General features: G+C 60.9%; 32 protein-coding genes. 16 read left to right on the top strand and 16 right to left on the bottom strand.

What is annotated here, in order from left to right; genetic code table 11:
* Positions 1-44 precede the first annotated feature (44 nt).
* From rpsA to BM341_RS15325, 3 genes are all read left to right on the top strand, one after another.
* A complete protein-coding gene (gene rpsA, locus BM341_RS15335; protein WP_089796936.1) occupies positions 45-1,718 on the top strand; it encodes a 30S ribosomal protein S1 in 1,674 nt (557 codons plus the stop codon).
* 307 nt (positions 1,719-2,025) lie between these two features.
* Positions 2,026-2,409 carry a histone-like nucleoid-structuring protein, MvaT/MvaU family gene (locus BM341_RS15330; RefSeq protein WP_089796935.1) on the top strand — a complete coding sequence of 128 codons (384 nt, stop codon included), beginning with the start codon at positions 2,026-2,028 and terminating at the stop codon, positions 2,407-2,409.
* A gap of 192 nt (positions 2,410-2,601) precedes the next feature.
* Complete coding sequence (locus BM341_RS15325; RefSeq protein ID WP_089796934.1) at positions 2,602-2,910, top strand: hypothetical protein; 309 nt, start codon at positions 2,602-2,604, stop codon at positions 2,908-2,910.
* Positions 2,911-3,042: 132 nt separating this feature from the next.
* Here BM341_RS15325 and BM341_RS15320 read toward each other — a convergent pair whose 3' ends face one another.
* The 3 genes from BM341_RS15320 to coaE are packed head-to-tail and all read right to left on the bottom strand — an operon-like array spanning position 3,043 to position 4,816.
* Positions 3,043-3,990 carry a DNA replication terminus site-binding protein gene (locus tag BM341_RS15320; protein WP_245784298.1) on the bottom strand — a complete coding sequence of 316 codons (948 nt, stop codon included), beginning with the start codon at positions 3,988-3,990 and terminating at the stop codon, positions 3,043-3,045.
* Positions 3,987-4,220, bottom strand: a complete 234-nt coding sequence (gene yacG, locus BM341_RS15315) for a DNA gyrase inhibitor YacG (protein ID WP_089796933.1) — start codon at positions 4,218-4,220, stop codon at positions 3,987-3,989. The genes BM341_RS15320 and yacG overlap by 4 nt, the downstream gene beginning before the upstream one ends.
* Entirely contained in the window at positions 4,217-4,816 is a 600-nt protein-coding gene (coaE, locus tag BM341_RS15310) for a dephospho-CoA kinase (RefSeq protein ID WP_089796932.1), read from the bottom strand. The genes yacG and coaE overlap by 4 nt, the downstream gene beginning before the upstream one ends.
* Before the next feature lie 100 nt (positions 4,817-4,916).
* Here coaE and BM341_RS15305 point away from each other — a divergent pair, with 100 nt between their 5' ends.
* The gene (locus BM341_RS15305; protein ID WP_089796931.1) at positions 4,917-5,261 is read left to right on the top strand and encodes a four helix bundle protein; all 345 of its coding nucleotides are present in this window, start codon (positions 4,917-4,919) and stop codon (positions 5,259-5,261) included.
* A 50-nt stretch (positions 5,262-5,311) separates the two neighbouring features.
* Here the strand turns inward: BM341_RS15305 and BM341_RS15300 are convergent, their stop codons facing one another.
* The 3 genes from BM341_RS15300 to pilB form a co-directional block, all read right to left on the bottom strand.
* A complete protein-coding gene (locus tag BM341_RS15300) occupies positions 5,312-6,157 on the bottom strand; it encodes a prepilin peptidase (RefSeq protein ID WP_245784297.1) in 846 nt (281 codons plus the stop codon).
* 54 nt (positions 6,158-6,211) lie between these two features.
* The gene (locus BM341_RS15295; RefSeq protein WP_089796930.1) at positions 6,212-7,441 is read right to left on the bottom strand and encodes a type II secretion system F family protein; all 1,230 of its coding nucleotides are present in this window, start codon (positions 7,439-7,441) and stop codon (positions 6,212-6,214) included.
* Positions 7,442-7,523: 82 nt separating this feature from the next.
* Entirely contained in the window at positions 7,524-9,287 is a 1,764-nt protein-coding gene (gene pilB, locus BM341_RS15290; protein ID WP_245784296.1) for a type IV-A pilus assembly ATPase PilB, read from the bottom strand.
* Between the two features lie 422 nt (positions 9,288-9,709).
* On the opposite strand from pilB, the gene BM341_RS15285 reads away from it, so the two are divergent.
* The 4 genes from BM341_RS15285 to BM341_RS15265 all read left to right on the top strand — a co-directional run bounded on the left by BM341_RS15285 (position 9,710) and on the right by BM341_RS15265 (position 11,594).
* A complete protein-coding gene (locus tag BM341_RS15285; RefSeq protein WP_281246502.1) occupies positions 9,710-10,165 on the top strand; it encodes a pilin in 456 nt (151 codons plus the stop codon).
* A gap of 552 nt (positions 10,166-10,717) precedes the next feature.
* The gene (locus tag BM341_RS15275) at positions 10,718-10,954 is read left to right on the top strand and encodes a HigA family addiction module antitoxin (protein WP_245784295.1); all 237 of its coding nucleotides are present in this window, start codon (positions 10,718-10,720) and stop codon (positions 10,952-10,954) included.
* A gap of 62 nt (positions 10,955-11,016) precedes the next feature.
* Positions 11,017-11,172 (top strand): type II toxin-antitoxin system HigB family toxin, encoded by a 156-nt coding sequence (locus BM341_RS19805; protein ID WP_425432002.1) that lies wholly within the window; start codon positions 11,017-11,019, stop codon positions 11,170-11,172.
* Complete coding sequence (locus BM341_RS15265; protein ID WP_089796928.1) at positions 11,169-11,594, top strand: helix-turn-helix domain-containing protein; 426 nt, start codon at positions 11,169-11,171, stop codon at positions 11,592-11,594. Before BM341_RS19805 ends, BM341_RS15265 begins: the two co-directional genes overlap by 4 nt.
* A gap of 36 nt (positions 11,595-11,630) precedes the next feature.
* Here BM341_RS15265 and BM341_RS15260 read toward each other — a convergent pair whose 3' ends face one another.
* Both BM341_RS15260 and BM341_RS15255 read right to left on the bottom strand, forming a co-directional pair.
* A complete protein-coding gene (locus BM341_RS15260; RefSeq protein WP_089796927.1) occupies positions 11,631-11,948 on the bottom strand; it encodes a CcdB family protein in 318 nt (105 codons plus the stop codon).
* The gene (locus BM341_RS15255; protein ID WP_089796926.1) at positions 11,948-12,193 is read right to left on the bottom strand and encodes a type II toxin-antitoxin system CcdA family antitoxin; all 246 of its coding nucleotides are present in this window, start codon (positions 12,191-12,193) and stop codon (positions 11,948-11,950) included. Before BM341_RS15255 ends, BM341_RS15260 begins: the two co-directional genes overlap by 1 nt.
* Before the next feature lie 298 nt (positions 12,194-12,491).
* Here BM341_RS15255 and mscL point away from each other — a divergent pair, with 298 nt between their 5' ends.
* The gene (mscL, locus tag BM341_RS15250; RefSeq protein WP_089796925.1) at positions 12,492-12,914 is read left to right on the top strand and encodes a large conductance mechanosensitive channel protein MscL; all 423 of its coding nucleotides are present in this window, start codon (positions 12,492-12,494) and stop codon (positions 12,912-12,914) included.
* Positions 12,915-12,948: 34 nt separating this feature from the next.
* Here the strand turns inward: mscL and BM341_RS15245 are convergent, their stop codons facing one another.
* Positions 12,949-13,221 carry a type II toxin-antitoxin system YafQ family toxin gene (locus tag BM341_RS15245; RefSeq protein WP_089796924.1) on the bottom strand — a complete coding sequence of 91 codons (273 nt, stop codon included), beginning with the start codon at positions 13,219-13,221 and terminating at the stop codon, positions 12,949-12,951.
* Positions 13,221-13,403, bottom strand: a complete 183-nt coding sequence (locus tag BM341_RS15240; RefSeq protein WP_089796923.1) for a type II toxin-antitoxin system RelB/DinJ family antitoxin — start codon at positions 13,401-13,403, stop codon at positions 13,221-13,223. Before BM341_RS15240 ends, BM341_RS15245 begins: the two co-directional genes overlap by 1 nt.
* A 193-nt stretch (positions 13,404-13,596) precedes the next feature.
* On the opposite strand from BM341_RS15240, the gene BM341_RS15235 reads away from it, so the two are divergent.
* Positions 13,597-15,207: a BCCT family transporter gene (locus tag BM341_RS15235; protein WP_089796922.1), complete on the top strand. Its 1,611-nt coding sequence runs from the start codon at positions 13,597-13,599 to the stop codon at positions 15,205-15,207.
* A gap of 112 nt (positions 15,208-15,319) precedes the next feature.
* Here BM341_RS15235 and BM341_RS15230 read toward each other — a convergent pair whose 3' ends face one another.
* Both BM341_RS15230 and BM341_RS15225 read right to left on the bottom strand, forming a co-directional pair.
* Positions 15,320-15,592: a Txe/YoeB family addiction module toxin gene (locus tag BM341_RS15230; protein WP_089796921.1), complete on the bottom strand. Its 273-nt coding sequence runs from the start codon at positions 15,590-15,592 to the stop codon at positions 15,320-15,322.
* Entirely contained in the window at positions 15,573-15,908 is a 336-nt protein-coding gene (locus BM341_RS15225; RefSeq protein WP_245784294.1) for a type II toxin-antitoxin system Phd/YefM family antitoxin, read from the bottom strand. Before BM341_RS15225 ends, BM341_RS15230 begins: the two co-directional genes overlap by 20 nt.
* 127 nt (positions 15,909-16,035) lie before the next feature.
* Between BM341_RS15225 and BM341_RS15220 the strand changes: the two genes are divergently transcribed.
* Positions 16,036-16,557: a hypothetical protein gene (locus BM341_RS15220; RefSeq protein ID WP_089796919.1), complete on the top strand. Its 522-nt coding sequence runs from the start codon at positions 16,036-16,038 to the stop codon at positions 16,555-16,557.
* On the opposite strand, the gene BM341_RS19080 is transcribed toward BM341_RS15220, so the two are convergent.
* Entirely contained in the window at positions 16,554-16,691 is a 138-nt protein-coding gene (locus tag BM341_RS19080; protein ID WP_245784293.1) for a hypothetical protein, read from the bottom strand. The genes BM341_RS15220 and BM341_RS19080 overlap by 4 nt on opposite strands.
* Positions 16,692-16,727: 36 nt before the next feature.
* Between BM341_RS19080 and BM341_RS15215 the strand changes: the two genes are divergently transcribed.
* The 5 genes from BM341_RS15215 (at position 16,728) to thpD (ending at position 21,163) form a co-directional block, all read left to right on the top strand.
* Positions 16,728-18,131, top strand: a complete 1,404-nt coding sequence (locus BM341_RS15215; protein WP_089796918.1) for an amidase — start codon at positions 16,728-16,730, stop codon at positions 18,129-18,131.
* A gap of 178 nt (positions 18,132-18,309) precedes the next feature.
* Positions 18,310-18,462: a con-10 family general stress protein gene (locus tag BM341_RS15210; RefSeq protein ID WP_089796917.1), complete on the top strand. Its 153-nt coding sequence runs from the start codon at positions 18,310-18,312 to the stop codon at positions 18,460-18,462.
* 45 nt (positions 18,463-18,507) lie between these two features.
* A complete protein-coding gene (locus BM341_RS15205) occupies positions 18,508-18,705 on the top strand; it encodes a hypothetical protein (protein WP_089796916.1) in 198 nt (65 codons plus the stop codon).
* A 170-nt stretch (positions 18,706-18,875) separates the two neighbouring features.
* A complete protein-coding gene (locus BM341_RS15200) occupies positions 18,876-20,045 on the top strand; it encodes a zinc-dependent alcohol dehydrogenase (RefSeq protein WP_089796915.1) in 1,170 nt (389 codons plus the stop codon).
* 200 nt (positions 20,046-20,245) lie between these two features.
* Entirely contained in the window at positions 20,246-21,163 is a 918-nt protein-coding gene (gene thpD, locus BM341_RS15195) for an ectoine hydroxylase (RefSeq protein ID WP_089796914.1), read from the top strand.
* A 9-nt stretch (positions 21,164-21,172) separates the two neighbouring features.
* Here thpD and BM341_RS15190 read toward each other — a convergent pair whose 3' ends face one another.
* From BM341_RS15190 to BM341_RS15180, 3 genes are all read right to left on the bottom strand, one after another.
* Positions 21,173-22,276 carry a pyridoxal phosphate-dependent aminotransferase gene (locus tag BM341_RS15190; protein ID WP_089796913.1) on the bottom strand — a complete coding sequence of 368 codons (1,104 nt, stop codon included), beginning with the start codon at positions 22,274-22,276 and terminating at the stop codon, positions 21,173-21,175.
* Between the two features lie 84 nt (positions 22,277-22,360).
* On the bottom strand, positions 22,361-22,807 hold the full coding sequence (locus BM341_RS15185) for a GNAT family N-acetyltransferase (RefSeq protein ID WP_089796912.1): 447 nt from the start codon (positions 22,805-22,807) through the stop codon (positions 22,361-22,363).
* Positions 22,804-23,736, bottom strand: a complete 933-nt coding sequence (locus tag BM341_RS15180; protein ID WP_089796911.1) for a DMT family transporter — start codon at positions 23,734-23,736, stop codon at positions 22,804-22,806. The genes BM341_RS15185 and BM341_RS15180 overlap by 4 nt, the downstream gene beginning before the upstream one ends.
* Positions 23,737-23,742: the final 6 nt, after the last annotated feature.

Genomic DNA, 23,742 nt, shown 5'->3' with positions numbered 1-23,742 from the left:
GAAGGCGGCAACGCCGTACTCAACGTTGATCACGTAGGAACATCATGAGCGAAAGCTTTGCTGAACTGTTTGAACAGTCTCTCAATGACATCAACATGGAGCCGGGCGCCATCGTCCAGGCTCTGGTCGTCGATATCGATGGTGATTGGGTCACCGTCAACGCCGGCCTGAAGTCAGAAGGTCAGATCCCCGCATCGCAGTTCCGCGATGAGAACGGCGAGCTGAACATTGCCGTCGGCGATGAAGTGCATGTCGCCCTGGAAGCCGTCGAGGATGGCTTCGGTGAAACCCGTCTGTCCCGCGAGAAGGCCAAGCGCGCCGAAGCGTGGAAGATTCTGGAAGCCGCCTTCGAGAAGGAAGAGATCGTCAAGGGCGTGATCAACGGCAAGGTCAAGGGTGGCTTCACTGTCGATGTCGACTCCATCCGTGCCTTCCTGCCGGGTTCTCTGGTCGACGTCCGCCCCGTGCGCGACACGACCCACCTCGAGAACAAGGAACTCGACTTCAAGGTCATCAAGCTCGACGCCAAGCGCAACAACGTCGTGGTGTCGCGTCGTGCCGTGCTCGAAGCCGAGAACAGCGCCGAGCGTGAAGCGCTGCTCGCGACCCTGCAGGAAGGCCAGCAGATCCTGGGTATCGTCAAGAACCTCACCGATTACGGCGCCTTCGTCGATCTCGGTGGCGTCGACGGCCTGCTGCACATCACCGACATGGCCTGGAAGCGCATCAAGCATCCGAGCGAGATCGTCAATGTCGGCGACGAGATCAACGTCAAGGTGCTCAAGTACGACCGCGAGCGTAACCGCGTGTCGCTGGGTCTGAAGCAGCTGGGCGAAGATCCCTGGGTCAACATCAAGGATCGTTACCCGGAAGGCACCAAGGTGCACGCCGTGGTGACCAATCTTACCGACTACGGCTGTTTCGCCGAGCTGGAAGAGGGCGTCGAGGGTCTGGTTCACGTCTCCGAGATGGACTGGACCAACAAGAACATCCATCCGTCCAAGGTCGTTCAGGTCGGTGACGATGTCGACGTCATGGTGCTGGACATCGACGAAGAGCGTCGTCGTATCTCGCTGGGTATCAAGCAGTGCACCGCCAATCCGTGGGAAACCTTCAGCGGCCAGTACAACAAGGGCGACCGCGTCTCGGGCACCATCAAGTCGATCACCGACTTCGGTATCTTCATTGGCCTGGAAGGCGGCATCGACGGTCTGGTTCACCTGTCCGACATCTCCTGGACCGATACCGGCGAAGAGGCAGTGCGCCAGTACAAGAAGGGCGATGAAGTCGAGGCGGTCATCCTCTCCATCGACCCCGAGCGTGAACGCATCTCGCTGGGCATCAAGCAGCTCGATACCGATCCGGTGTCCGAGTTCCTGGCGGTCAACGACAAGGGCACCATCGTCACCGGCCGCGTGGTCGAAGTCGAGCCCAAGCAGGCTCAGGTCGAGCTGGCCACCGATGTCATCGCCGTGCTCAAGGCCTCCGAGATCAGCGCCGACCGCATTGAAGATGCCCGCAACGTGCTCAGCGAAGGCGACAGCGTCGAGGCACGCATCATCGGCGTCGATCGCAAGAACCGCCAGATCGCGCTGTCGGTCAAGGCCAAGGATCAGGACGACACTCGCCAGAACCTCAAGAAGATGCGTGAGGAGCCGGAAGCCGGCGGTGCCACCACCATCGGTGACCTGATCAAGCAGCAGCTGGGTCAAGACTGATAATGCGCCAGGAGTGATAACGCCCTAAGCAAGACGTTATCATCACAAAAGCGCCGCTCCGAGGAGCGGCGCTTTTTTCATGTTTCTCTTTCTACAGCTTTTTTTCGTTTTCCTTACTCCGCTATTTTAGCGTGGGACAGTCAATGTAAGAGTGACATTCATGCAAGTTGTGAAATTCTACATGCCGGCTATATACTGAGATTATCTACTCGATGCAAAGTATGTTCACAATCATCGTATTGTCACGACAACTTTAAGGGTTCATAATGCCCCCGCATCGATAAACTTTAAAAAAGGAAAGCACCCCATGTCATCCCTGCTTAGCGAATACATGCAGATGGAACAGCAGCTGAAGCAACTCCAGCAGAATCTGGATAAGCTGCAAAATGATGATCGTCTCAAGGCCGAACTCGAGTTCAAGGAAAAGCTCGAAGCCCTGATGCGTGATTTCGACAAGAGCGCGGCGGAAGTTATTGCCCTGCTCGACCCGAAATCGGGTTCCGGCGCGGCCTCCTCCAAGTCATCGGCCCCTTCGACCGGTCGTCGCAAGCGCAAGTTGAAGATCTACAAGAATCCTAATACCGGTGAGGTCGTCGAGACTCGCGGTGGCAATCAGAAGACGCTCAAGACCTGGAAAGATGAGCACGGTAACGACACCGTCGAATCCTGGCTGGTACGCGTCGAGGAGTGATGCCGGTTACGGGCATGGTCATGGTCGTCCCGAATTCTTGAACAACAGCGCCGCCCTCGAGGCGGCGCTGTTGTGTCCACGGATTTTAAGGATTTCGCCATGCACCTTCTGCCACGGTATACTGATGTCATCCACTCTCGTGCGCGACAGCCTCGCCACGCTTTCCCGCCTGTCGGAGATAACGGCTAAAGAATGAAACAGCAGACGTTTGCAAAACCGCTGGACGAGCGCGACAAGCTTCGTCGTTTCAAGGAACTCGATGATGCCTTTGCCGATGCCCTGCGCGAACTCGACAATCCCGATAGTCGGCTCGATATTCCGACCGGCCCTCCGGTGCGCTCACTCGAGGCTCAGGAGCAGGAACACGAGCAACAGCGACAGCAACAGGATGAAGACTCGCGTGAACTTGCCTTCGAGCGTCAATTGAATGCCTTGATGAAGGAGTATGCCCAGTCGGCGGAGAGTGTCAGAGAATTGCTGCAGACGCTATATACGCGCTAACAACGGCAAGCCATCCAGCAACAACCTTCATTTGGCTAACGCATTTGGCTGACTGTACTGACGGTAGTTGCATGGAGAACGCATTCATCCGAACAACGGCGCGGTAATCTCGCCAACCCCTGCCCTTGACGTTCAGCGATAACGAAAGACCCGCAGGCTCGGCAGGAAGGCCGCGCTTTCCAGTCGCTCGTCGCGGCGCCGGGCGCGTGTGCGGCTTTCGGGTGGGGTGGGTGAGGGCAGGTTGTGATCCGGCAGGCGGCCATCGGGAGACGGCACAAAGAGCGGCAGTGCCACGTTCATGGCGCGCCGCTTGCGGCCATCCTCCAGGGCTTCACGGAAGAACAGATTGGCACGCATCAACGGCGCCTGTTGTTGTACCTGGGCCAGCGGCTCGCCGTCGGGAATGCCCGCCAGCTTACGCAGCTGGATGCGCACATGGGGCGCCTCGCTATCGAGCTTGAGCAGTTTCTGTTCCGCCTCGCGCACGCTCAACCGCTTGATCGACCGCCCGCTCGAATACCACGCCAACCGCACCCTTGCCACCGGCGCGTCGGCCACCGGAATCGCCCGCCAGCACTGCTTGAGATGCAGGCGCGCCAAGCCCTGACCGCGCAGATGATCGTGCAGTACCGGATGGCGAAAGGGCAGCACCGCCTTGACTTCGGGAATCAGCGACGGCGCCTGGTCGCGAATGCGGCCCAGCAGGGCGGCGAACGCCTCCTTGGCATCGTTGATGCGGGCCACATGGTCGAGCAGCGCCTCGTCGGCGGCGACCAGGCCGATATGCGGGCGCGTCACGCGGCCATCCTGGCCGTCCAGGTACCAGATATCCAGCAGCGCCCGCCTGAGCCAGTCATGGCCATCCAGCTCCCGGGCCTCGCGGTCGCCCTCGAAGATCCAGCACGCCACCGGATGATCCCGATAGCGTGACAGCAGCGCCTCGGTGCGATGCAGCAGGGTATCGAACGCCGCCTCGAGTTCGGCGAGCAGGCGATACTGAGGCTCGTGGAAGGTTTGCGGGACGGCCGCGCGCAGCGAAGGCGTGCGAGCGGGCCCGGATGGCGGCGAGGCGTCGGTCATTGCGGTTCGCCGTCGCGGTCGGCGCGGGCGAGCAGGGCGTCGATATCGGTCTCGTCCATCGCCGGCTCGCCGGCGATGCGATGCGACTCGTCGGCCCAGGCGCCCAGGTCGAGCAATCGGCAGCGCTTGCTGCAGAAGGGGCGATAGGCGCTCTGCTCGCTCCATACGACTTTCTTGCCGCACTGCGGGCAGGCGACTTCCAGGGGGCGTTTCGAGGCTGGCGTATTCATAGTTCTCCTTGACGATACTGGTGGTCGAGCCTGGCGACTTGCTCAAGCATCGAGTCCTGATGACCGCTATTGTCGATCACATCGTCGGCGCGGGCCAGGCGTTCGGCGCGCGACATCTGGGCGGCGACGATGGCCTGGGCCTGGGTCGTATCGATGTCGTCGCGGGTCGCGGTACGGGCGATCTGCAGCGCCTCCGGCACGTCGATGACCAGGGTGCGGTCGACCAGGCGCCATTGATCCGACTCGAACAGCAGCGGCGACACCAGCAGCACATAGGGCGCGCCCTCGGCCTGCAGGCGTGCCAGATGGTCCTGAATGCGCGCCCGGATACGTGGATGGGTCACCGACTCGAGCCAGCGCCGCTCGTCCGGCTCGGCGAAGATGATCGCGCGCAGCGCGCGGCGGTCGAGATGGCCGTTGTCGCGCAACACCCGAGGCCCGAAGTGGGCGGCGATCTCCGCCAGCGCCGGCTGGCCGGGCTCGACGACTTCGCGCGCGACGTCGTCGGCATCCACGAACGGAATGCCCCTCGCCGCGAAGGCGTGGGCCACCGTCGACTTACCCGAGGCAATACCGCCAGTCAGGCCTATGATCAAGAAAGCGCCCAGCGCCCAGCGCCCAGCGCCCGGCTAAACCAGAGGCAGATGTCACAGGAGATGCTATGCTGTAATTTCATACAGTGTTGGGCCTCTTGAGATGAAATTCGAAGATCTGCAAGTTTGGAAGCGCTCTTCGCGCCTGTGTGCTGACATCTATAAGGCCTTCGGCCAGTGCCGTGATTTCGGCTTCAAGGATCAAATCACCCGATCGGCCTTGTCCATTGCTAGCAACATTGCAGAAGGCTATGAGCGTGACATGGACAAGGATCGTGTCAAGTTCCTTAGCTATGCCAAGGCTTCCTGTGCTGAACTTAGAACCCAGGCCTATATAGGTATCGAAATCGGCTATATTTCGGCGGGTCAAGGTAAGCGGTGGATCGAGGAAACCCGCGAGATTTCCAGAATGCTCTATGCCTTGATGCGCACCATACGAACGGCATAATTTGACCGCTAGGCGCTAGGCGCTAGGCGCTAGGCGCTAGGCGCTAGGCGCTATAGCAAACCCTGATAACCCATCATCAGCGGTTCGCCGGCCAGCAGCGCGATCCAGCCGGCCATTGCCAGATACGGCCCGAAGGGCATCGGCATGCCGCGCAGCCGGGGCACGGTCAGCTGCACCAGGATGCCGACCACTGCGCCGACCCCGGCGGACAGCAGCAACAGCATCGGCAGGTACTGCCAGCCCAGCCAGGCGCAGAGCGCCGCCAGCAGCTTGAAGTCGCCGTAGCCCATGCCTTCCTTGCCGGTGACCAGCTTGAACAGCCAGTACACGCTCCACAGCGACACATAGCCCGCCATGGCGCCTATCACCGCCGACGGCAACAGCAAGGGATTGAACAGCAGCTGGTAGAGCAGCCCGGCCCACAGCAGCGGCAGGGTCAGCGCATCGGGCAGCAATTGCGTGCGCAGGTCGATCACCGCCATTGCCAGCAGCGTCAGGCAGGCACCGAGCACGAACAGCCCCTGCAGGGTCGCCCCGAAAATCCCCACCACGGCCACCGCCAGCACCCCGCCGGCGAGTTCGACCAGCGGATACTGCGGGCTGATGCGCGCCTCGCAACTCGCACAGCGGCCACGACGCTTGAACCAGCCGACCAGCGGAATATTGTCGTGCCAGGCGATCGGCGCCTCGCAGGCCGGGCAGATCGAGCGCGGCGTGATCAGGTTGAACGCCGGCTGCACCTCCTCGGAAAGCTCCAGCGCCTCGCGGGCCTCGGCGCGCCAGCCCTGCATCAGCATCACCGGCAGGCGGGTGATCACCACATTGAGAAAGCTGCCCAGGCACAGGCCAATGAACGCCACCAGGGGCCACAACAGTTGAGGGGGAAGGTCAAGCAAGAGTCGTTCCTTAGCGTTGTCTTTGAAGGGGCGGGAAAGGTTAATCCGGGTTGTCTACAGCACGCTACCCAATTCGAAGATCGGCAGGTACATCGACACGACCAGGCCGCCGACCAGCACGCCGAGCACCACGATGATCAGCGGTTCGAGCAAGGACGTCAGCGCATCGACCTTATTGTCGACTTCTTCCTCGTAGTAGTCCGCCACGCGGTTGAGCATGGCGTCAAGCGAGCCCGCTTCCTCGCCGATGCCGACCATCTGCACCGCCAGCGCCGGGAAGCGCTCGGTCAGACGCATGGCGAAATTGAGCTGCTGGCCGCTCGACACGTCCTCGCCGATCTGCAAGATGGCGCGCTCGTAGACCTTGTTGCCCGAGGCGCCGGCGGCGGTCGTCAGCGCCTCGATCAACGGCACGCCGGCACCGAAGGTGGTCGCAAGCGTTCGGGCATAGCGCGCCACCGATGACTTGTCGAGGATATCGCCAAGCACCGGCACCTTCAGCGACAGCGCATGCATGCGGTAGGCGAAGGCCTCGGAGCGTTTCATGCCCTGGCGGATGAAGGTAATGAAGCCCATCACCCCCAGCACCCCCCACCACCAATAGGCCTGGGCGAATTCCGACAGCGCGATGGTCACGCGCGTCATCGCCGGCAGCTCCGCGCCGAAGCCCTGGAACAGGCTCTCGAACTGCGGCACCACCTTGATCAGCAGCAGCGCGGTCACCCCCATGCCCACCGAGATGACCGCGGCGGGATACCACAGCGCCTTCTTGACGCGCGCCTTGAGCGACTCGATCTTTTCCTTATAGGCGGCCACGCGCTCGAGCATGCTGTCCAGCGCACCCGACTGCTCGCCGGCGGCGATCAGGTTGGCGAAAAGCTTATCGAAGTGCTGGGGGTGCTGGCGAAGCGCCTCGGAAAAGCTCGCCCCGGCGGCTACCTCGTTCATCAGCTCCTGCACCAGCGCGCTCATCGCCGGATTCTTGAGGCTCTCGGCGACCACCTGGAAGGCCTGAAGCACCGGTATCCCGGCGCGGATCATGGTCGCCATCTGGCGGGCGAACAGCATGATGTCGCGTGACTTGATCTTGCCGCCGCCGCCGACCCCGCTCTTGCGGCGGATCGACGACACCACCACGTTCTGGCCGGCCAGCGTCTTCTCGACCTCGCCCTTCTTCGCCGCGACCAACTGGCCGCGCACCTTGCGCCCGCTGGGGCCCTTGCCGACCCAGTTCCAGCGGTAGAGCTTCAATTTTGCCGGTTTTTTTGCTGCCCGAGTGGCCATCGCTATTCCTGCGTTGTTTTTCTACGAGACATGTTTTCAATAAATGTTTCAGACGTTCTTTCGAGCCGCGTTTTCAAGGCAATTAGTCTTTAGTGACGCGATTGACTTCCGAAAGACTGGTCAACCCCTGCATCACCTTCAAAAGTCCGCTGCGGCGCAGGTCGGGGTGGCCTTCCTCGCGGGCGATGCGGTCGAAGTCCAGCGAGTTGCCCTGCTTCATGATCATCTGGCTCATGTTGGCGCTGATCGGCACCACCTCGTATACCCCCACCCGGCCCTTGTAGCCCTGGGTGCAATGCTTGCAGCCCACCGGTTCAAAGATCGTCGCCTGTTCGACCTCGGCCTCGCTGAAGCCCTGCTGCAGCAGCACCTCGCGGGGGATCTCCGCCGGCTGCTTGCAGCGCTTGCACAGTTTGCGCGCCAGGCGCTGGGCGATGATCAGGCTCACCGAACTGGCGATGTTGAACGGCGCCACGCCCATGTTGGCCAGGCGCGTCAGGGTTTCCGCCGCCGAGTTGGTATGCACCGTGGAGAGCACCAGGTGGCCGGTCTGCGAGGCCTTGACGGCGATCTCGGCGGTCTCTAGGTCGCGGATCTCGCCGACCATCACCACGTCCGGGTCCTGGCGCAGGAAGGCGCGCAGGGCGCTGGCGAAGTCCAGGCCGATCTTGGGGAGGATATTGACCTGGTTGACCCCCGGCACCTTGATCTCCACCGGGTCCTCGGCGGTACAGATGTTGCGCTCCACCTCGTTGAGCATGTTGATGCCGGTATACAGGGTCACCGTCTTGCCGCTGCCGGTGGGCCCGGTCACCAGGATCATGCCCTGCGGGTCGTCGAGCACCGCCTCGTACATGGTCTTCTGCTCGGCGGTGAAGCCCAGCTGCTCGATGCCCATCTGCGCCGAGGCCGGGTCGAGGATACGCAGCACGACCTTCTCGCCGTACACCGTGGGCAGCGAGTTGACGCGAAAGTCGATCGAGCGGTTGCTGGAGATGCGCAGCTTGATCGCGCCGTCCTGCGGCAGGCGCCGTTCGGAGATATCGAGCCGCGCCATGACCTTCATGCGCGCGGCGATGCGCGTGCGCATGGCGAACGGCGGGTGCGCCACGTCGTGCAGGATGCCGTCGATGCGAAAGCGCACCCGGTAGCTGGTCTCGTAGGGCTCGAAGTGGATGTCCGAGGCGCCGCGGCGAATGGCGTCGAGCAGGATCTTGTTGACGAACTTGATGATCGGCGCGTCGTCGCCCGAGGAGGCGCTGATCGCCGTGGCGTCGACCTCGCTGCCGGGTTGTTCCTCCCCATACCCCAGCTCGCCGATGGCGTCGTCCACGCCCTGCAGCTCGTCGAGCATGCTGTGCTCGGTCTGTGCTAAATAGCTTTCGAGCACCGGGCCGAGCTGGTCGACCGGGGCGAGTATGCCCTCCGGCGACAGGCCGGTGGCGAACTGCAGCTCGTCGAGCTTCGCCAGGGTGGACGGGTAGGGCACCGCCACGATCACGGTATGGCCGCGGCGCTTGAGCGGCAGCACGTTCAGGCGCCGCAGGATCTTTTCCGGAAACTCGCCGGGCGGCGGCAGGCCGTCGGCGCGCAGCGCGTCAAGGTCGATGATCGGCAGACCGTATTCCCACGCCGCGCTGAGCGTGGCCTGGCGCGCCGGCACCATCCCCGATTCGATCACATGCTCGATCAGCGACACCTCCGACTCGCGCGCCTCCTGCTCGGCCCGCTCCGCCGCTGCGGCGGTCATCAGGCCGTCATTGACCAGGCGCCTGGCGAGCCCGCGCAGGCCGTGGCCGGGGGGCTTCAGGTCGCTCTCGCCAGGGGGCATGCGATAGTCATTCATGGCGCCTCGCAAGGGGGAAGTGGACGGTGGCGACCGGCCGGACGGCGGCACCGGCCGCCAATTCTAGCCTTTTCGTACCAGGCTCGCACACCTTCGCGCAGCGGCTATTCAACCTTTTGGTCAATTATAGTATTAGTATACTGGTATCAAGTGGCATGGTTCTTCTAGAATGACCATGACGCCACGCAACCGCCGCGAGCCGGACCCGCGAAGGCGCCAGGCAGCTAAATCAGACGAAACTAATTAACAGCAGCAAACGTGGCAAACGAGAAAGACCAGTAAGGCGAGAAAAACGAGCAACGGTGGGGCATGGCCAAGGGCATCAGCCAACGGGGCACGCCACACCACCACGAAGCAACCCGCACGGGCCGACATGACAACGCCAAGCGGGTCAATGCAGGCAAAGCGCAAGGGGCAAGGGCATGAACCATCAGAAAGGGTACAACATGAAAAAAATGAATAGCATGAAAAACATCAAGGCCGGGCAGGGCGGTTTTACGCTGATCGAACTGCTGATCGTCGTGGCGATTATTGGTATCTTGGCGGCGATTTCGATTCCCGCTTATAACAGTTATGCGGAAAAAGCCCGCTTTTCTGAAGTGGTTTCGGTAGGTGCAGGTTATAAAACTTCCGTAGCGCAGTGTATTCAAACAACCGGTACGGCAACAGGCTGTAGTGCCGGCAGTGAAGGTATTCCTGCGATCCCCACTACTTTACCAGCTAACGTTGATTCTATGTCTGTGACCGACGGAGTAATCACAGTTACTGGTACCACTGCTGCAGGAGGGTATACATGGGTGGTTACTCCTACCGTGGACGGGGGAGCAACACGTTTCCCGCAATCTGGTACTTGTGAAGCCGCTGGCTATTGTAGTTAAGGGCTAATAGGGGACAGACCCCCATTTCCCACCTAACCTGAACCAACCAGAGGCCGGCAGAGATGCCGGCCGCTGGTGTTTGTATGATCGGCACTCGTCGGAGCGGCAGTGATGATTGAGGGAGTTATTCCTGGCAAGTGTTCTGCGTCTGGTGGGCGTCCGGTGCACTTGCTACCGCCATAAACCGGTTACATGCCATTGATAGCAAGAGCCAGAGCGCCAACCTTCGGGTCGCTAACAGGCGCGCTCTCCGTGACCGCGAAATCAAGCCGCTGTTCTGCGTATTGACACCCGTTACGCCTCAGGTTACACATCGAGGGATAATACGAAGCGCAACCACAAGGGTTTGGCTGAATTCTTCACGTCTGATAAGTCCCGCTCTCAGGCGCTCGTGCCGGAACTTGTTCGGTCACGATAAGCGGACACTGGCGCGTGACGTTCCGGTTTGAAGATGGCGATGCCGAGGTAGTGAACGACGAGGATTTCCACTGAGGTACTATCGATGTTGATGCACAACCCCCTCATCCGGGCGACGTTATCAGGGAGCTATGCTTGGAACCCCTAGGATTGTCGGTAACGGCGGCAGCAGAGGCGCTCGGCGTCAGTCGCAAAACGCTGAGCGCGGTGCTGAACGGAAAAGCCGGCATTAGCCCTGAAATGGCGATTAGGCTCTCTATCGCGTTCGATACGTCGGCGGAGGGCTGGCTGACTCAACAATCCCAGTACGAACTCTGGCATGCCGAACAGCACCGCCAGGATCTCAAAGTGAAGAAGCTTGTTGCGGCATAGACCGCGTTACTGAAGGCATGGCCTGCCCACCTTGAATTTGCGTCGACCCTTTGACCGTCGAGGTGAGCTTTGGGTGGGTGATTGGCATTGCAGGCAATAATCTGCATCTGATTGCCTTTATTTCATTTGAACATCAGGCGCTATATATCAAGCATATCGTGACGCACGCCGAGTATGACAAGCTGTGCCGAGAATATGCCAGAGGGACTAGCCAATGAATGCCCTGGCCAGTATTGAAGATGTCAAGAGTGTGTTCCGCACTGTGCCGTTTCTGACGCATATCCGCACGGAGCAAGAGTATCAGGACGCGCTCGCGCTCGTGGACGAACTCATCGAGGATGTTGACAGCAACGTGGCGCTTATCGAGCGGTTGAGTGATGTCATCGAGGAGTGGGAGAACACCGACCCCGATTTCGTCGAGTTCAATGCGGGTGTCGCTGCGCTGGATTCCGTAGATATGCTCAAGTTTCTGATGGAGCAGCGCGGGCTTGGTATCGCCGATTTGCCCGAGATCGGCAGCAAGTCGCTTGTGTCCAAGATTCTCAACCGTCGCGGACGCGAATTGACGCGTCGTCATATCGAGGCCTTGTCGAGGCGTTTTGGCGTTAGCCCTGCGCTTTTCTTCGGGACAGGCGGCTAATCGGGGATAGACCCCCGACCCCCATTACCCAAGCGGTTAAATGCCGGTGATAGCAAGGTCCAGAGCGCCAATAATTTGGTCTCGAATATGCGCGAGGGAGCCAATGGGGCGCTTGAGCTGCTTCTCGGGGACTGAGGAAATTTGCGGCGTTACCAGCAACAGTTCCTGATCAGCAAAGGTGATTTCGGGCGTGAGGCCTTGCATCGCGTCGCCGCCAAAGGCGGAACGTTTGCCCAATGGGATGACGATACGCGTTGCCAGGTCGGTCAGCAGGCGACTCTGAATGTCGACAAGATAGGGGTAGTGAGCGTTGCTGGTTTTGCTCGGGTTGGGGTATACATCGAACTGTGCCATCAAAACGCTCTGAATTCGTCGCCGAAGCATCCATGTTGTTCGACGAAATCATTGTAACCGTTGATCGCAGCGCGATTATCCTCGACCCATCGAGCGGCTTCGCGTTTCGCAAGCTCATCTCGCAGAGCCCTTTCCAGGGTGGCTGACAGGTTAATGTTGAGTTCCCGTGTTTTGCGCAGCAAGTCGCTGTTAACTGACAGGTTGGCGGCTTTTTTGGGTGCGGCTGGATTGTAGAGTTCGGCCATCGGAGCCTCCCAAGGGGCAGTGGAGCACACTGAGCCAGCTTATGCGCATGACAATGCGCAGGCAAATATTCCCTCAGTGGTGGTTGCCGGACCACCTTTGTCGTCAGCAATCGCAGGCCAGCCCTCGGTAAAAGACCCGCATCCTCGCGTGGACCCGCTTCACGTCGCGCTTGAATTGGCGGGACCGGACCGGCGTCAGCATTCAATCCCCAGGTGCTGATACAGTTCAACTGAACGCCATGTGTGTATGATCGCAGGACACTGCCGCAGGGTGCGGCGGGCAGCAGGAGGCTAAGGCGTGTTCAAGGAATTCAAGGAATTTGCCGTGCGCGGCAACGTGGTCGACATGGCGGTGGGCATCATCATCGGCGGGGCTTTCGGCACCATCGTCTCGAGCCTGGTCAACGACATCCTGATGCCGCCCATCGGCCTGCTGCTCGGCGGGGTGGATTTCTCGGACCTGTTCCTTGTGCTCAAGGGCGACGGCCCTTATGCCACCGTGGCTGATGCCGCCGCAGACGGCGCGGTGACCATCAACTACGGCCTGTTCGCCAATAACGTGATCAGCTTTTTGATCGTCGCCTTCGCGGTGTTCCTGCTGGTCAAGGTGATCAATCGCCTGCGCCGCCAGCAGGTTGATGCGCCTACGCCGCCCGCCGCGCCCCCGGAGGATATCCTGCTGCTGCGCGAGATACGCGACGCGTTGCGCAAGGAGCGTTGAAATTTGGGTTCACTGCTCTATCAAGGTTGCTCGTCTACTCTTGAAAGAGGTCAGCATGGCTGCCAGTTCGCGCCAGATGAAGTTCGTCGTCCACTACACAATACAGGAGTAACCAGTCTGGCTCGATGTGCGCATCCCGGTAGCCTTTCCAGTTACCCCGCAACGGATAGTCTTGGTAGTGCTCGGGTAGGGGGACCTCTTCAAGCAGTAGACCGAGCAAGGTCCGCAGCCTGGTCATATCCTTGCCACGCTTCTGGACCCGCTTTATGTCTCTCTTGAATTGGCTGGACCGGACCGGCGTCAGCATTAAATATCCAGGTCCTTATACAGCTCATCGGCGCTGCCGAACCTTTTACCCTTGCCGGCGTCCAGCTCGGCAAGTGCCTTGGCGGTGGTGGCGTTCGGCGCTTGGACAGCGAACGGCAGGCGCTTCTCGTCGGCAATCCTCATCATCAGCAGGCGGATTGCATCGGATACTGGCAGTCCCATGGTTTCTGTGTTTCTGGGGCGCCCCGCAATCGGAGAGAACAGACCCTGGCTTTCGATAGTTGTACGTTTTCAGAAAAAAGAACCATGCTGAGTTCGCGATGTGAGTGGTTGATGCTGGATCGACGATAGCTGAGGTCCGATATCCGCTGGCTGCCAGAAGGTCGCGAGCCTAACAAGCATGAGAGGTTTTCAGATGGAACAGTTAGCCAAACGCCTTGGGCTGCGTACTGACCCGACCATCTTCTTCGTGTCGGCGGGATTGATGATCGCGTTTCTGTTGGCGTTGATCGTGGCGCCGGAGGCGATCGGTGACGCCTTTGCTGGCGGTCGGGCGTGGATTGTCACCAACCTGGGCTGGATGTTCATCTTTGGCGTCAATATGTGGCTGCTGTTCCTGCTGTGGGTGGCGATAAGCCGTCACGGCAATATCCGTCTGGGTGGATCGGATGCCAAGCCGGAATACGGCAATCTTTCCTGGTTCACCATGTTATTCGCCGGCGGGATCGGCACGGTGCTGATGTTCTGGGGCGTGGCCGAACCCATCTTTCACTTTTCCAACCCGCCCTATGACGATGTCGAGCCCTATACGGTCGAGGCCGCCCGCGATGCGATGGGGTTTTCGATCTATCATCTGGGGCTGCATACCTGGACCATCTTCACGCTGCCCGGCCTGGCCTTCGCCTACTTCATCTACCGCTATAACCTGCCGGTGCGCGTCAGCTCGGTGTTCTATCCGCTTCTGCATGATCGGATCTACGGCCCGATCGGCAAGACCATCGACATATTCGCCGTTCTCGGCACGCTGTTCGGCGTCGCGGTGTCGATCGGACTGGGAACCTCGCAGATCAATGCCGGTTTGACGGAGTTGACCGGCGTCTCCGATTCCGTCACCACTAAAGTGATCATCATCATTACGCTCACGGCCATTGCCGTGACGTCGATCGTGGTGGGGCTGGACAAGGGGGTGAAGCTGTTGTCCAACGTCAACATCGGCATGGCCACCGGCCTGCTGTTCTTCGTGCTCTTCACCGGGTCGACGGTGTTTCTTCTCCGGGGCATCATCGAAACGTTAGGCATCTACATCGCCAATATCGTCCCGATGGCGTTCTGGAACGACGCCCTCGCTGAATTTACCACGGCGAATGGCAGCTGGGGGTGGCAGGGTAACTGGACGGTCTTCTACTGGGCGTGGACCGTGACATGGTCGCCGTTCATCGGCATCTTCGTTGCGCGTATTTCCAAGGGGCGCACGATCCGTCAGTTCGTGCTGGGCGTGCTGTTCGCGCCGTCGCTGTTCACCCTGGTGTGGTTTGCGATCTTCGGGTGGTCCGCCATGGAGATCGATGGTCTCGGCGCGGCTGCTCGCGAAGCCCTCGGCGCGGAAGCCGGCGCACTGTCGAGAGCAGTGGAAGAAAGTGTGCCGTTGGCGATGTTCGCTTTCTTCGAGAGTTTTCCCGCCACGACGTTGATTCAGGGCCTGGCGGTCGTGATCGTGGCGATCTTCTTCGCCACCTCGTCGGACTCCGCCTCGCTGGTCGTTGATATGCTATGTACCGGCGATGCCGATCCCGGCCCCGTGCGTCAGCGGGTATTCTGGGGCGTGTCGGAAGGCGCGGTGGCCGCCATGCTCATCGTGCTGGCAGGCGATGCCGGGCTGGTAGCGCTGCAACAGGTCATCACGGTCATCGGTCTGCCGATCTTCATACTGGTGTTCGCGATGGTCTTTGCGCTGCTTCGCGGTCTGGCGAGTGAGCATGTCAGCAAGGCCCGTGTGGGTGAGCCACCCAGCGTTGACCAACTGTAGGCATCAAACGAGCTGTGGCTGCGTCGTTGTCGAGAAACTCATTGTTGAGAAACAATGTCACCGCCTCATCACGCAGCACCTTTGCTTGGCGGATATCGGCTTGTTGTCGTTGCTAGCCTTGGTCGTAATGCCCTCCAATGGCAAAAATGTAAATGGACCTGTCGTCGAACCGGTAGATGAGCCTGTCCTTCTGTGAGATGCGCCTCGACCACAAGCCCGACAAGCTATGTTTAAGCGATTCAGGTTTGCCGATGCCAGTCGAGGGGTCATCAGAGCGGAGCATTTCTCTCAGCAATTTACAGAGAGCCTTGTGCAGCTTTTTGTCTTTTTCACGCATCTTTTCATAGGTTTCCCAGGTACCCCCCTCAAATACCAGTGATCTCATTCATCTGCTCATTATCAGGTGTGTATCCTAGGTCTTTGCCGTGGGTGTCGAGGGAGACCGCAATCTGTTGCATCAAATCGCGGTTTTGAAGAACATGCAGCGTTTCTTGCTCCCTTTCCCAGTCCTCAGCACTGACAATGACAAACGCCTCCCCGGCACGACGTGTCACCTTGAGGGGTTCGTGTCTGCTAATTACCTGTTCGACAAGGCTTTTCAGGTTGTCCCTGAATTTGTTGACACTGATAACGTCCATCTCTTCACCGCTCTCTTTACCGTTGCGTACGGAAACTCCGTACCACTTTATCGCAATGGTCATGATTAGGCCAAGCACAGCGACAGGTTTTGCGTTGCGGCGTCGTCGCTACGTCTTCTCTGCGTTTCGCTCGCCAGCCCCGGTGGGGGATATGGCAAACTAGCCATCTCCGACGACATCAAGGACCCGCATGGCGTATTTCATGGTAATGGGCGGCCTGTTGCTGTCCGTTAGTTTTACCTTTGGCTGGATATTATGGCGCAGCGGCCAGTGGGCGCTCGGGCGCCTGCCGGGCAGCAAGAGCGCGGCGCGTCGCAAGCAGCGGCCGAAGCGCCCGGCGACACCAAAGAAAGCCACGCCGAGAAAAGCCCCTGCCAGCAAGGCCGCGGCCAGCAAGGCAACATCTGCAAAAGCGAAGCCTAGAAAACCCGCCGCGACGCGTGCCCGCAAGCCCGCCAAACCGGCCGAGCCCTGGGGGCTGACGGTATGGCTGTCACACTGGCGCTTTGCGGTGCCGCTTTCGCTGCTGGCGTCATTGCTCTACGGCTTGACCCGCCTGGCGCAGTTCGGCATGACCCAGCGGCCGAGCGAGGTGCCCGCGGGCTACCACGCCCTGGTCAGCGTACTGGGCTGGGCCGCCGTCGGGCTGCTGGGGCTCGCGGCGATCAATTTGCTGGCGCGCTGGCGGTGCTACCGGGCCAGCAATCGCTAACCCTCATCGCGATAGGTCAGATTGGTCTCCCAACTTTTGCGGCTTTCCGCGATCGCCGCCTGCACGCCGCTGGCATCTCCCGCCTGGAAGGCGGCATAGATCGCTTGATGTCTGGCTAGCCGTTCGAGCACCATCGATAGTTCATCCTAATAACGACAAAAGGTCCTACTATGCATGAGGCTCCGATCTTCCTTCCGCTGCGCGAGCAGCACGCCAGGCTGCGCAATGGCTCCCTGAGTGCTGCGCAACTCGCCGAGGCGGCAGCTGACAATTTTGCGCGGCGTGGCGAGCATGACCACGCCTATCTGACCTGGAATGGCGAGGCGGCGGTGAAAGCAGCGACGGCGACCGACGCGGTGCTCGCCGGCGGCGGCGACAGCGGCCCGATGATGGGCATTCCGATCTCGATCAAGGACATCTACGCCGTGGCGGGCCTGCCGACCTATGCGGGGGCGTCGCGTCGTCTGCCCGAGCGCTGGGAGCGGCCCGGCCCGATGATATCGACCTTGATGCGCCAGTTGCCCAGCGTGATGGGCAAGACCCACACGGTGGAATTCGCCTTCGGCGGCCTGGGCACCAACGCGCACTGGGGTGCGCCGCGCAATCCCTGGGATCCGCGCGAGCATCGCGCACCGGGCGGTTCGAGTGCGGGGGCCGGGGTCTCGCTGGTCAGCGGCACCGCCGCGCTGGCGCTGGGGACCGACACCGCCGGCTCGGTGCGGGTTCCCGCTTCGATGACCGGAGTGGCGGGGCTCAAGACCACCGCGGGGCGCTGGTCGACGCAGCAGATCGTGCCGTTGTCGTCGACCCTGGATACGCCCGGCTTGCTGGCGCGCAGCGTCGATGACCTGGCCTTTGCCTTCGCGGCCCTCGACGGCGAGCTGACGTTACAACGCTCCAGCGTACCGGCAACGCCCTATCTGGCGGATCTGACCTTCGGGGTGCCCGAGGCCTTTTTCTGGGACGATTGCAGCCCGGGCATCGCCGAGGCGATTCAGACGGCGATCCGCCAGCTTGAGGCAGCCGGGGCGCGGATCGTCACGCTCGATCTGCCGCGCACCGACGAGACCTTCGCGCTGTTCCAGCAGGGTGGCCTGGCCGCGGTCGAGCTGGCGGCCTTCCTGCATACCGAGCTGCCCGAGATGATCGCCACGCTCGATCCCAATGTCGCGGCTCGGGTCAAGGCCGCCGATGACATGCCGGCCTGGGAGTACGTGCGCCGGCGAGGCGTGATCGAGTCGCTTTGCGCTAGCGCCGCGGCAAGCCTGGCGGGGGTCGATGCCCTGCTGACGCCGACCGTTGCCATCACGCCGCCGACGCTTGCGAGCCTAGAGCCGGAAGGGGCTTACCCGAAGGCCAACATGCACGCGCTGCGCAATACCGTGGTGGGCAACTTCATGGGGCTTTGCGCGCTGACCCTGCCGGTGGGCAAGGACGCGGCAGGCATGCCGGTGGGCTTGCAGATCATGGCCGCGCCTTGGCAGGACGCGCGCCTGCTGGCGATCGGGCAGGCCATCGAGAATCACCTCGGCAATAGTCTCGAGATCCTCGGGGCACCACCCTGGGAGCGCTGATCCTCCTGACCAGGCTCAGCCTGACGAGCAATGCGGCATCTTTACCATTCAGCGTGGCGTTACTTGAAGTTTTAGCGCTTGGCAGCTAGAAGTTGAAATTACTGGCAACGCCAGTTGCGTGGTTCCAGCCAGTAAAGGGATTTTCTTGATTAATGATATATTGTTAAGGAGATAGACCATGGCTGGTAAGAAGTCTAACTCAGGTAATTTCGCTGACGACCCCAAGAAGGCCTCGGAAGCCGGCAAGAAGGGCGGTCAACAAAGTGGTGGTAATTTCGCCAATGACCCCGACCGCGCTGCCAAGGCCGGAAAGAAAGGAGGGAAGAGTTAGTAGCGTTACCGTCAGTACGACCGGATGACAAATAAGGAGGTTTGTATGGCTAGCCCGATGAAGGATAAGGATTTCGATCTGGTCAGCACGCTTTATCATGCGTTACAGGGCGCTGATTTAAGCCGGCAGTATTCTTCGGATGCGGGCTCGGATCAGGAAGCCAAGGAGTTTTTCGACAACGTATCCAGGCAATACACCGATATTGCAGAACAGGCAAAAAGCCTGCTGAAGCAGAAGCTGTAAGGCATGTCGGCTGACCTGTCCAAAGGCATGTCGACTTGTGTATCGAAAGGCATGTTGACTTGATTACACCGCTGCCGGGGGGCGTCTGCTCTTCGGCAGTTTTGTCATGCGACTCATCCATCGAAAGCGCGTGAAGGATCACCAAGCTCGACCTACTGGGAGGTAGCCTCATGAAAGCGCTGTGTTGGCACGGCAAGAACGATATTCGCTACGACACTGTTCCTGACCCGGAAATCGAAGACCCTCGCGATGCCATCGTCAACGTCAGCAGTTGTGCGATCTGCGGCTCCGATTTGCATCTGCTTCATCACTTTATTCCCGCCATGGAATCCGGCGATGTCGTCGGCCACGAGTTCATGGGCGAGGTGGTGGAGGTCGGTAGCGCGACCGAGTCGTTGAAGGTGGGCGATCGTATCGTTGTCCCTTTTACCATCACCTGCGGCGAGTGCGAGCAGTGTCGGCGGGGCAATTTTTCGGTCTGCGAGCGCTCCAATCGCAACAAGGCGCTGGCCGACATGGTGTTTGGTCACGGTGGCGCGGGGCTTTTTGGCTACTCCCATCTCACCGGCGGCTATGCCGGCGGGCAGGCCGAGTATGTTCGCGTGCCATTCGCCGACCACACGCATATCAAGGTGCCGAATGGCCTGAGTGACGAGCAGGTGTTGTTCCTGGGCGATATCTTCCCCACCGGTTGGCAGGCGGCGGTGCAATGCGATATCGAGCCGACCGATACGGTGGCTATCTGGGGCGCCGGACCCGTCGGGCAGTTCTGCGTGCGCAGTGCGGTGCTGCTGGGCGCGCGGCAGGTCGTCGTCATCGACAATGTGCCCGAGCGGCTGTCGATGGCCGAAGCCGGCGGGGCGATTCCCATTAATTTCGACGAGGAGAGCGTGCTGGGTCGGTTACATGAGCTGACCGCCGGCAAGGGGCCGGAGAAATGCATCGATTCCGTCGGGCTTGAAGCGCATGTCACCCGCTCGCCGGACTCCGTTTACGACCGCGTCAAGCAGGCCGTCATGCTCGAGAGCGACCGCCCGCATGTGCTGCGCGAAATGATCTACGTCTGTCGGCCGGCCGGTGTGCTGTCGATCCCCGGGGTCTATGGTGGCCTGGTCGACAAGATTCCGATGGGAGCGCTGATGAACAAGGGGCTGACGGTGCGCACCGGCCAGACCCACGTCAAGCGCTGGAGCGATGATCTGCTGCGGCGTATCGAGGAAGGACAGATTGATCCGTCGTTCGTGATTACTCATTCGGTTTCACTGGCGGAAGGGCCGGAAATGTATAACACCTTTCGCAACAAGCAGGATGGCTGCGTGAAGGTGGTCCTCAAGCCCTGAGGTCAGTTATTGATGCGCTCCAGTACTTGTAACTTATAACGTTCTAGTCGGCTGACGTTTCCCCGGTCTGACGTGTTACAGGAACTGGCACTTGGCCTGATGAACGGTGAGCCAGTGTTGCTGACTCGCCGCTTGATAGTTATCGTAGGCAAGGAGGTTTTATTTAGAATTCAACACTAGTGCTAATAAAGGAATATGGCATGAATGATACTCAAGATCTCTTTCCCACTCGCTTGGAGCGAAAGCTGGGAATGTTCGAGCGTATTGATCCCGTCGTCTATGGCGATAAGTCACAACGCGCCGATGGGCCATTGAGCAACACGGACATCGAGGATTACGAGCGCAAGGGTTTTCTCTCCTTCGAAGGCTTTTATGACAGCGAGAAGATGGAAGCCTTCTTGCAGGAGTTGCGTGATTTCGAGGACGACCCAGACCTGAAGTTGTCGGAAGGCACGGTGCTCGAGCCGGGGCGGGAAGAAATTCGTACCATTTTCGGCATTCATGAAGTGTCCGAGCGCTTCAGCAAGCTCACCCGGGATCCGCGGCTTCTCGCCATCGTCAAGCAGTTGCTGGGCAGTGATGTGTATATTCATCAATCGCGCATCAACTACAAGCCCGGTTTCAAGGGCAAGGGGTTCGAATGGCACTCCGACTTCGAGACCTGGCACAGCGAGGATGGCATGCCCCGCATGCGTGCCCTGAGCTGTTCGATCGTGCTCACCGACAATGGCGAGTTCAACGGGCCGTTGATGCTGATTCCCGGTTCGCATCGCTATTTCGTGCCTTGCGTGGGCCGCACGCCTGAGAACAATTACAAGGAATCGCTGAAGAGCCAGGAAGTCGGCGTGCCGCCGCAGAGCAGCCTGCGCGAGTTGATGCTGAACAACGACATCGAGGCGCCCAAGGGCCCGTCCGGCTCGCTGGTGATATTCGAGTGCAATACCATGCACGGCTCGAACATGAACATGTCCTGCTGGCCGAGGAGCAACCTGTTCTTCGTCTATAACAGTGTCGAGAACACCCTCCAGGCCCCCTACTGTGGCAACCGGCCACGGCCGGAATTCTTGGCCAACCGCTCGGACTGGGACCCGCTCGAACCGCTCGATGAGGCGTTCTAGTTTGGTCCGCTAGCTGCTTAGCGTCCGCTCGAGTATTGATAGCCTGCCCGGCACCAGCGCATCTTCCACGGCGGTAATGCGCAGTACATGACCGAGCCCGGGGTGAGCGGGCCGGGCTATCAGCTTGCCGGCCTCCAGCAGTTCGGCGTGAATACGCTTGGCCAGGTCTGCATTGGCCATGCGGATGCCGATGAAGTTCGTGGCACTGGGCAGCACATCGGCGCCCAGTGAGCGAAAATGCTCGGCCAGGCGTTCGCGACGCTCGCATACCGCCTCGATGTGGGCGCGGGTTTCTTCCGGGTGGTCGAGTACCACTTCGGCGGCGGCCTGGGTGAGGGTCGACACGGCGTAATGAATGCGCACCTTCATCAGTACCGCGAGCGTCTCGGGTTCGGCGATGGCATAGCCGATGCGCATTCCCGCCATGCCGTGGGCCTTGGAGAGCGTCCTCAGCCGGACCACCCCGGGCAGTACCTCGCGGCTGAAGGGGGCCTCGGCGTCGGCGCGAAAATCGTGATAGGCCTCGTCGAGCAACAACCAGCAATCCTCGGGCAGGCCGGCACGCAGCTTGCGAATTGCCGCGTCGGAATGCAGATGGCCGGTGGGGTTATCCGGGTTGGCCAGGTAGACCAGCCGCGCCTTCCGTTCATGTGCCAGGCGCTGCAGGGCCGCCAGGTCCGGCGCCAGGTGCCCGGGGCCTTCGTCATAGTCGGCTTCCACCAGTTCACATCCCTGCCCCTGGGCGAAATAGCCGAAGGTGGGGTAGGTGCCGGCGCTGGCGATCACTGTGGTACCCATGGGGGCCAGCCCGCGCAGGGCCAAGGCGATCAGGCTGTCGGCGCCGGCATCGACGAGTAGCGCGTCGAGCGGGATTCCCTGCTGCGCCGACACCCGCCGACGCACCCCGAGCACCTCGGCATCGCCATAGCAGTAGGCGTGCTCGACCATGGCGTCGCCGAAGTGCGCGCGAAGGGCGCGGTGGGGCATGTCGAGTCCTTCATTGGAGCCCAGGCGGTGGGGAATCTCGCGCCCCAGGCGCCGCTCCAGCACCTTGATGCCGGGAAAAGGGTTGCTCGGGCCGTCGCCTTGCAGATGATCGGGATAGCGGGGCATGGGGCCTCCTGGAAAAAAGCGGTTAGCGGATGGTGTCGGCGTCGTCAATCAGACATCACATTGTCATCAGATGTCGGGCTGCTATCAGACGTCTAACTGATAGGTCAGCCAGTCGGTTCGCGTGGCGTGGCGGTCATAGACGCCCCTGGCACGGTAGTTCTGCTCCTTGGTGATCCAGCGCACGAACGGCCACCCCTGGCGGCGGGCTTCCTCGCGCAGGGCCTCGAGCATGGCGTCGACGGCACCGCGGCCGCGATGGGCCGGGTCGACATAGAGATCATCGAGAAAGCCGATTTTGGCGCCACGCAGCGGCGAGGGCATGGCGCGAAAGTGCATCAACCCGATCGCCGTGCCTTCGGCGTTGCGCGCCAGGCGGCCCTGCAGGGGCTCATCGGGCGCCTGAAGCCAGTCCCACACGGTAGTCAGGATGGTGTCGTTCATGGGCATGCCGTAATACTCGGCATAGCCGTGATAGAGCCGCATCCAGTCCGGCCGGTCGGCGGGGGTGGGCGTGGCGAGTCGAAGGGTCATGGCCGAGGCCTCTTGTTGAGCATGACGATGGCGATGGCGCCGAGAATCAGCAGCAGGGCCAGCAGGACCCTGAGTGTGAAAGGCTCACCGAGCAGCACGATGGCACTGCCGACGCCGATCACCGGAATGATCAGGGTGCTGACGGTCGATTGTGCCAGGGTCAGGCGATTGACGTTACGAAACCACAGCATCTGCGCCAGGCAGATCGAGAACACCAAGTGATAGCCGAGCGCCAGCCAGGTGCTGTCGCGCCAGTCGTTGAGCGGTGAGGGCGACTCCCGCCAGGCCATCAGCCAGAGCATCGGCAGCGCGCAGAGGGCGAATTGCCAGCCGGTGATGACCACCGGATGGCTCTCCCAGCGGCCGCGTCGCTTGATCAGCACGGTGCCCAGCGCCCAGGAAAGCGCCGCGCCGATGACGATCATGGGTCCGATAAGCTCCTCGATGCCCGCCTCGAGCGCGGTGGGCCCGAGCAGTACGATCAAACCCATCTGGCCGGTAGTGAGCCCCAGCCACTGACGGCGGCTGATGCGCTCGTCGAGCAGCGCCCACGCCATCAGCGCCGCCCAGCAGGGCATGGTGAAGGCGATGATCGCCGCCTGGGAAGTCGGCATGCGCAGTTGCGCGAAGGCGGTGCCCAGGTTGAAGCCGAGAATGGTGAACAGGCCCGTGACGATGAGCCAGGGCCATTCCTTGCGTGGAACGCGAAGTGGCAGGCCAGTGATTCGCGCCCAGCCCAGCAGCATGATCGCCCCGGCACTGAAGCCGATCGCGCGCAGGGTGAACGGAGGCAGGTCCATAAGGATGAAGCGCACCGCCGGCCAGTTGCCGCCCCAGAACAGGCCGATGGCACCGATCAGCATCAAGGAGCCGAGAAGTGGACGGTCGACCAGGACACCCTGGAGTCGCTGAGCGATGGGAAGTGACATGGAGCG

Origin of the sequence: Halomonas korlensis, assembly GCF_900116705.1 — a bacterium.
GTDB classification, from domain to species: domain Bacteria; phylum Pseudomonadota; class Gammaproteobacteria; order Pseudomonadales; family Halomonadaceae; genus Halomonas; species Halomonas korlensis.
The sequence above is the reverse complement of the archived record's forward strand: the minus strand, read 5'-3'. Positions and strand labels throughout refer to the sequence as shown.

Excerpts from the sequence above, each read along its gene's own strand:
- rpsA (WP_089796936.1), top strand. The coding sequence starts at position 45 with ATGAGCGAAAGCTTTGCTGAACTGTTTGAACAGTCTCTCAATGACATC.
- BM341_RS15330 (WP_089796935.1), top strand. The coding sequence starts at position 2,026 with ATGTCATCCCTGCTTAGCGAATACATGCAGATGGAACAGCAGCTGAAG.
- BM341_RS15325 (WP_089796934.1), top strand. The coding sequence starts at position 2,602 with ATGAAACAGCAGACGTTTGCAAAACCGCTGGACGAGCGCGACAAGCTT.
- BM341_RS15320 (WP_245784298.1), bottom strand. The coding sequence starts at position 3,990 with ATGACCGACGCCTCGCCGCCATCCGGGCCCGCTCGCACGCCTTCGCTG.
- yacG (WP_089796933.1), bottom strand. The coding sequence starts at position 4,220 with ATGAATACGCCAGCCTCGAAACGCCCCCTGGAAGTCGCCTGCCCGCAG.
- BM341_RS15305 (WP_089796931.1), top strand. The coding sequence starts at position 4,917 with ATGAAATTCGAAGATCTGCAAGTTTGGAAGCGCTCTTCGCGCCTGTGT.
- BM341_RS15295 (WP_089796930.1), bottom strand. The coding sequence starts at position 7,441 with ATGGCCACTCGGGCAGCAAAAAAACCGGCAAAATTGAAGCTCTACCGC.
- pilB (WP_245784296.1), bottom strand. The coding sequence starts at position 9,287 with ATGAATGACTATCGCATGCCCCCTGGCGAGAGCGACCTGAAGCCCCCC.
- BM341_RS15285 (WP_281246502.1), top strand. The coding sequence starts at position 9,710 with ATGAACCATCAGAAAGGGTACAACATGAAAAAAATGAATAGCATGAAA.
- BM341_RS15265 (WP_089796928.1), top strand. The coding sequence starts at position 11,169 with ATGAATGCCCTGGCCAGTATTGAAGATGTCAAGAGTGTGTTCCGCACT.
- BM341_RS15260 (WP_089796927.1), bottom strand. The coding sequence starts at position 11,948 with ATGGCACAGTTCGATGTATACCCCAACCCGAGCAAAACCAGCAACGCT.
- BM341_RS15255 (WP_089796926.1), bottom strand. The coding sequence starts at position 12,193 with ATGGCCGAACTCTACAATCCAGCCGCACCCAAAAAAGCCGCCAACCTG.
- BM341_RS15245 (WP_089796924.1), bottom strand. The coding sequence starts at position 13,221 with ATGCTGACGCCGGTCCGGTCCAGCCAATTCAAGAGAGACATAAAGCGG.
- BM341_RS15240 (WP_089796923.1), bottom strand. The coding sequence starts at position 13,403 with ATGGGACTGCCAGTATCCGATGCAATCCGCCTGCTGATGATGAGGATT.
- BM341_RS15235 (WP_089796922.1), top strand. The coding sequence starts at position 13,597 with ATGGAACAGTTAGCCAAACGCCTTGGGCTGCGTACTGACCCGACCATC.
- BM341_RS15230 (WP_089796921.1), bottom strand. The coding sequence starts at position 15,592 with ATGAGATCACTGGTATTTGAGGGGGGTACCTGGGAAACCTATGAAAAG.
- BM341_RS15225 (WP_245784294.1), bottom strand. The coding sequence starts at position 15,908 with ATGACCATTGCGATAAAGTGGTACGGAGTTTCCGTACGCAACGGTAAA.
- BM341_RS15220 (WP_089796919.1), top strand. The coding sequence starts at position 16,036 with ATGGCGTATTTCATGGTAATGGGCGGCCTGTTGCTGTCCGTTAGTTTT.
- BM341_RS19080 (WP_245784293.1), bottom strand. The coding sequence starts at position 16,691 with ATGGTGCTCGAACGGCTAGCCAGACATCAAGCGATCTATGCCGCCTTC.
- BM341_RS15215 (WP_089796918.1), top strand. The coding sequence starts at position 16,728 with ATGCATGAGGCTCCGATCTTCCTTCCGCTGCGCGAGCAGCACGCCAGG.
- BM341_RS15210 (WP_089796917.1), top strand. The coding sequence starts at position 18,310 with ATGGCTGGTAAGAAGTCTAACTCAGGTAATTTCGCTGACGACCCCAAG.
- BM341_RS15205 (WP_089796916.1), top strand. The coding sequence starts at position 18,508 with ATGGCTAGCCCGATGAAGGATAAGGATTTCGATCTGGTCAGCACGCTT.
- BM341_RS15200 (WP_089796915.1), top strand. The coding sequence starts at position 18,876 with ATGAAAGCGCTGTGTTGGCACGGCAAGAACGATATTCGCTACGACACT.
- thpD (WP_089796914.1), top strand. The coding sequence starts at position 20,246 with ATGAATGATACTCAAGATCTCTTTCCCACTCGCTTGGAGCGAAAGCTG.
- BM341_RS15190 (WP_089796913.1), bottom strand. The coding sequence starts at position 22,276 with ATGCCCCGCTATCCCGATCATCTGCAAGGCGACGGCCCGAGCAACCCT.
- BM341_RS15185 (WP_089796912.1), bottom strand. The coding sequence starts at position 22,807 with ATGACCCTTCGACTCGCCACGCCCACCCCCGCCGACCGGCCGGACTGG.
- BM341_RS15180 (WP_089796911.1), bottom strand. The coding sequence starts at position 23,736 with ATGTCACTTCCCATCGCTCAGCGACTCCAGGGTGTCCTGGTCGACCGT.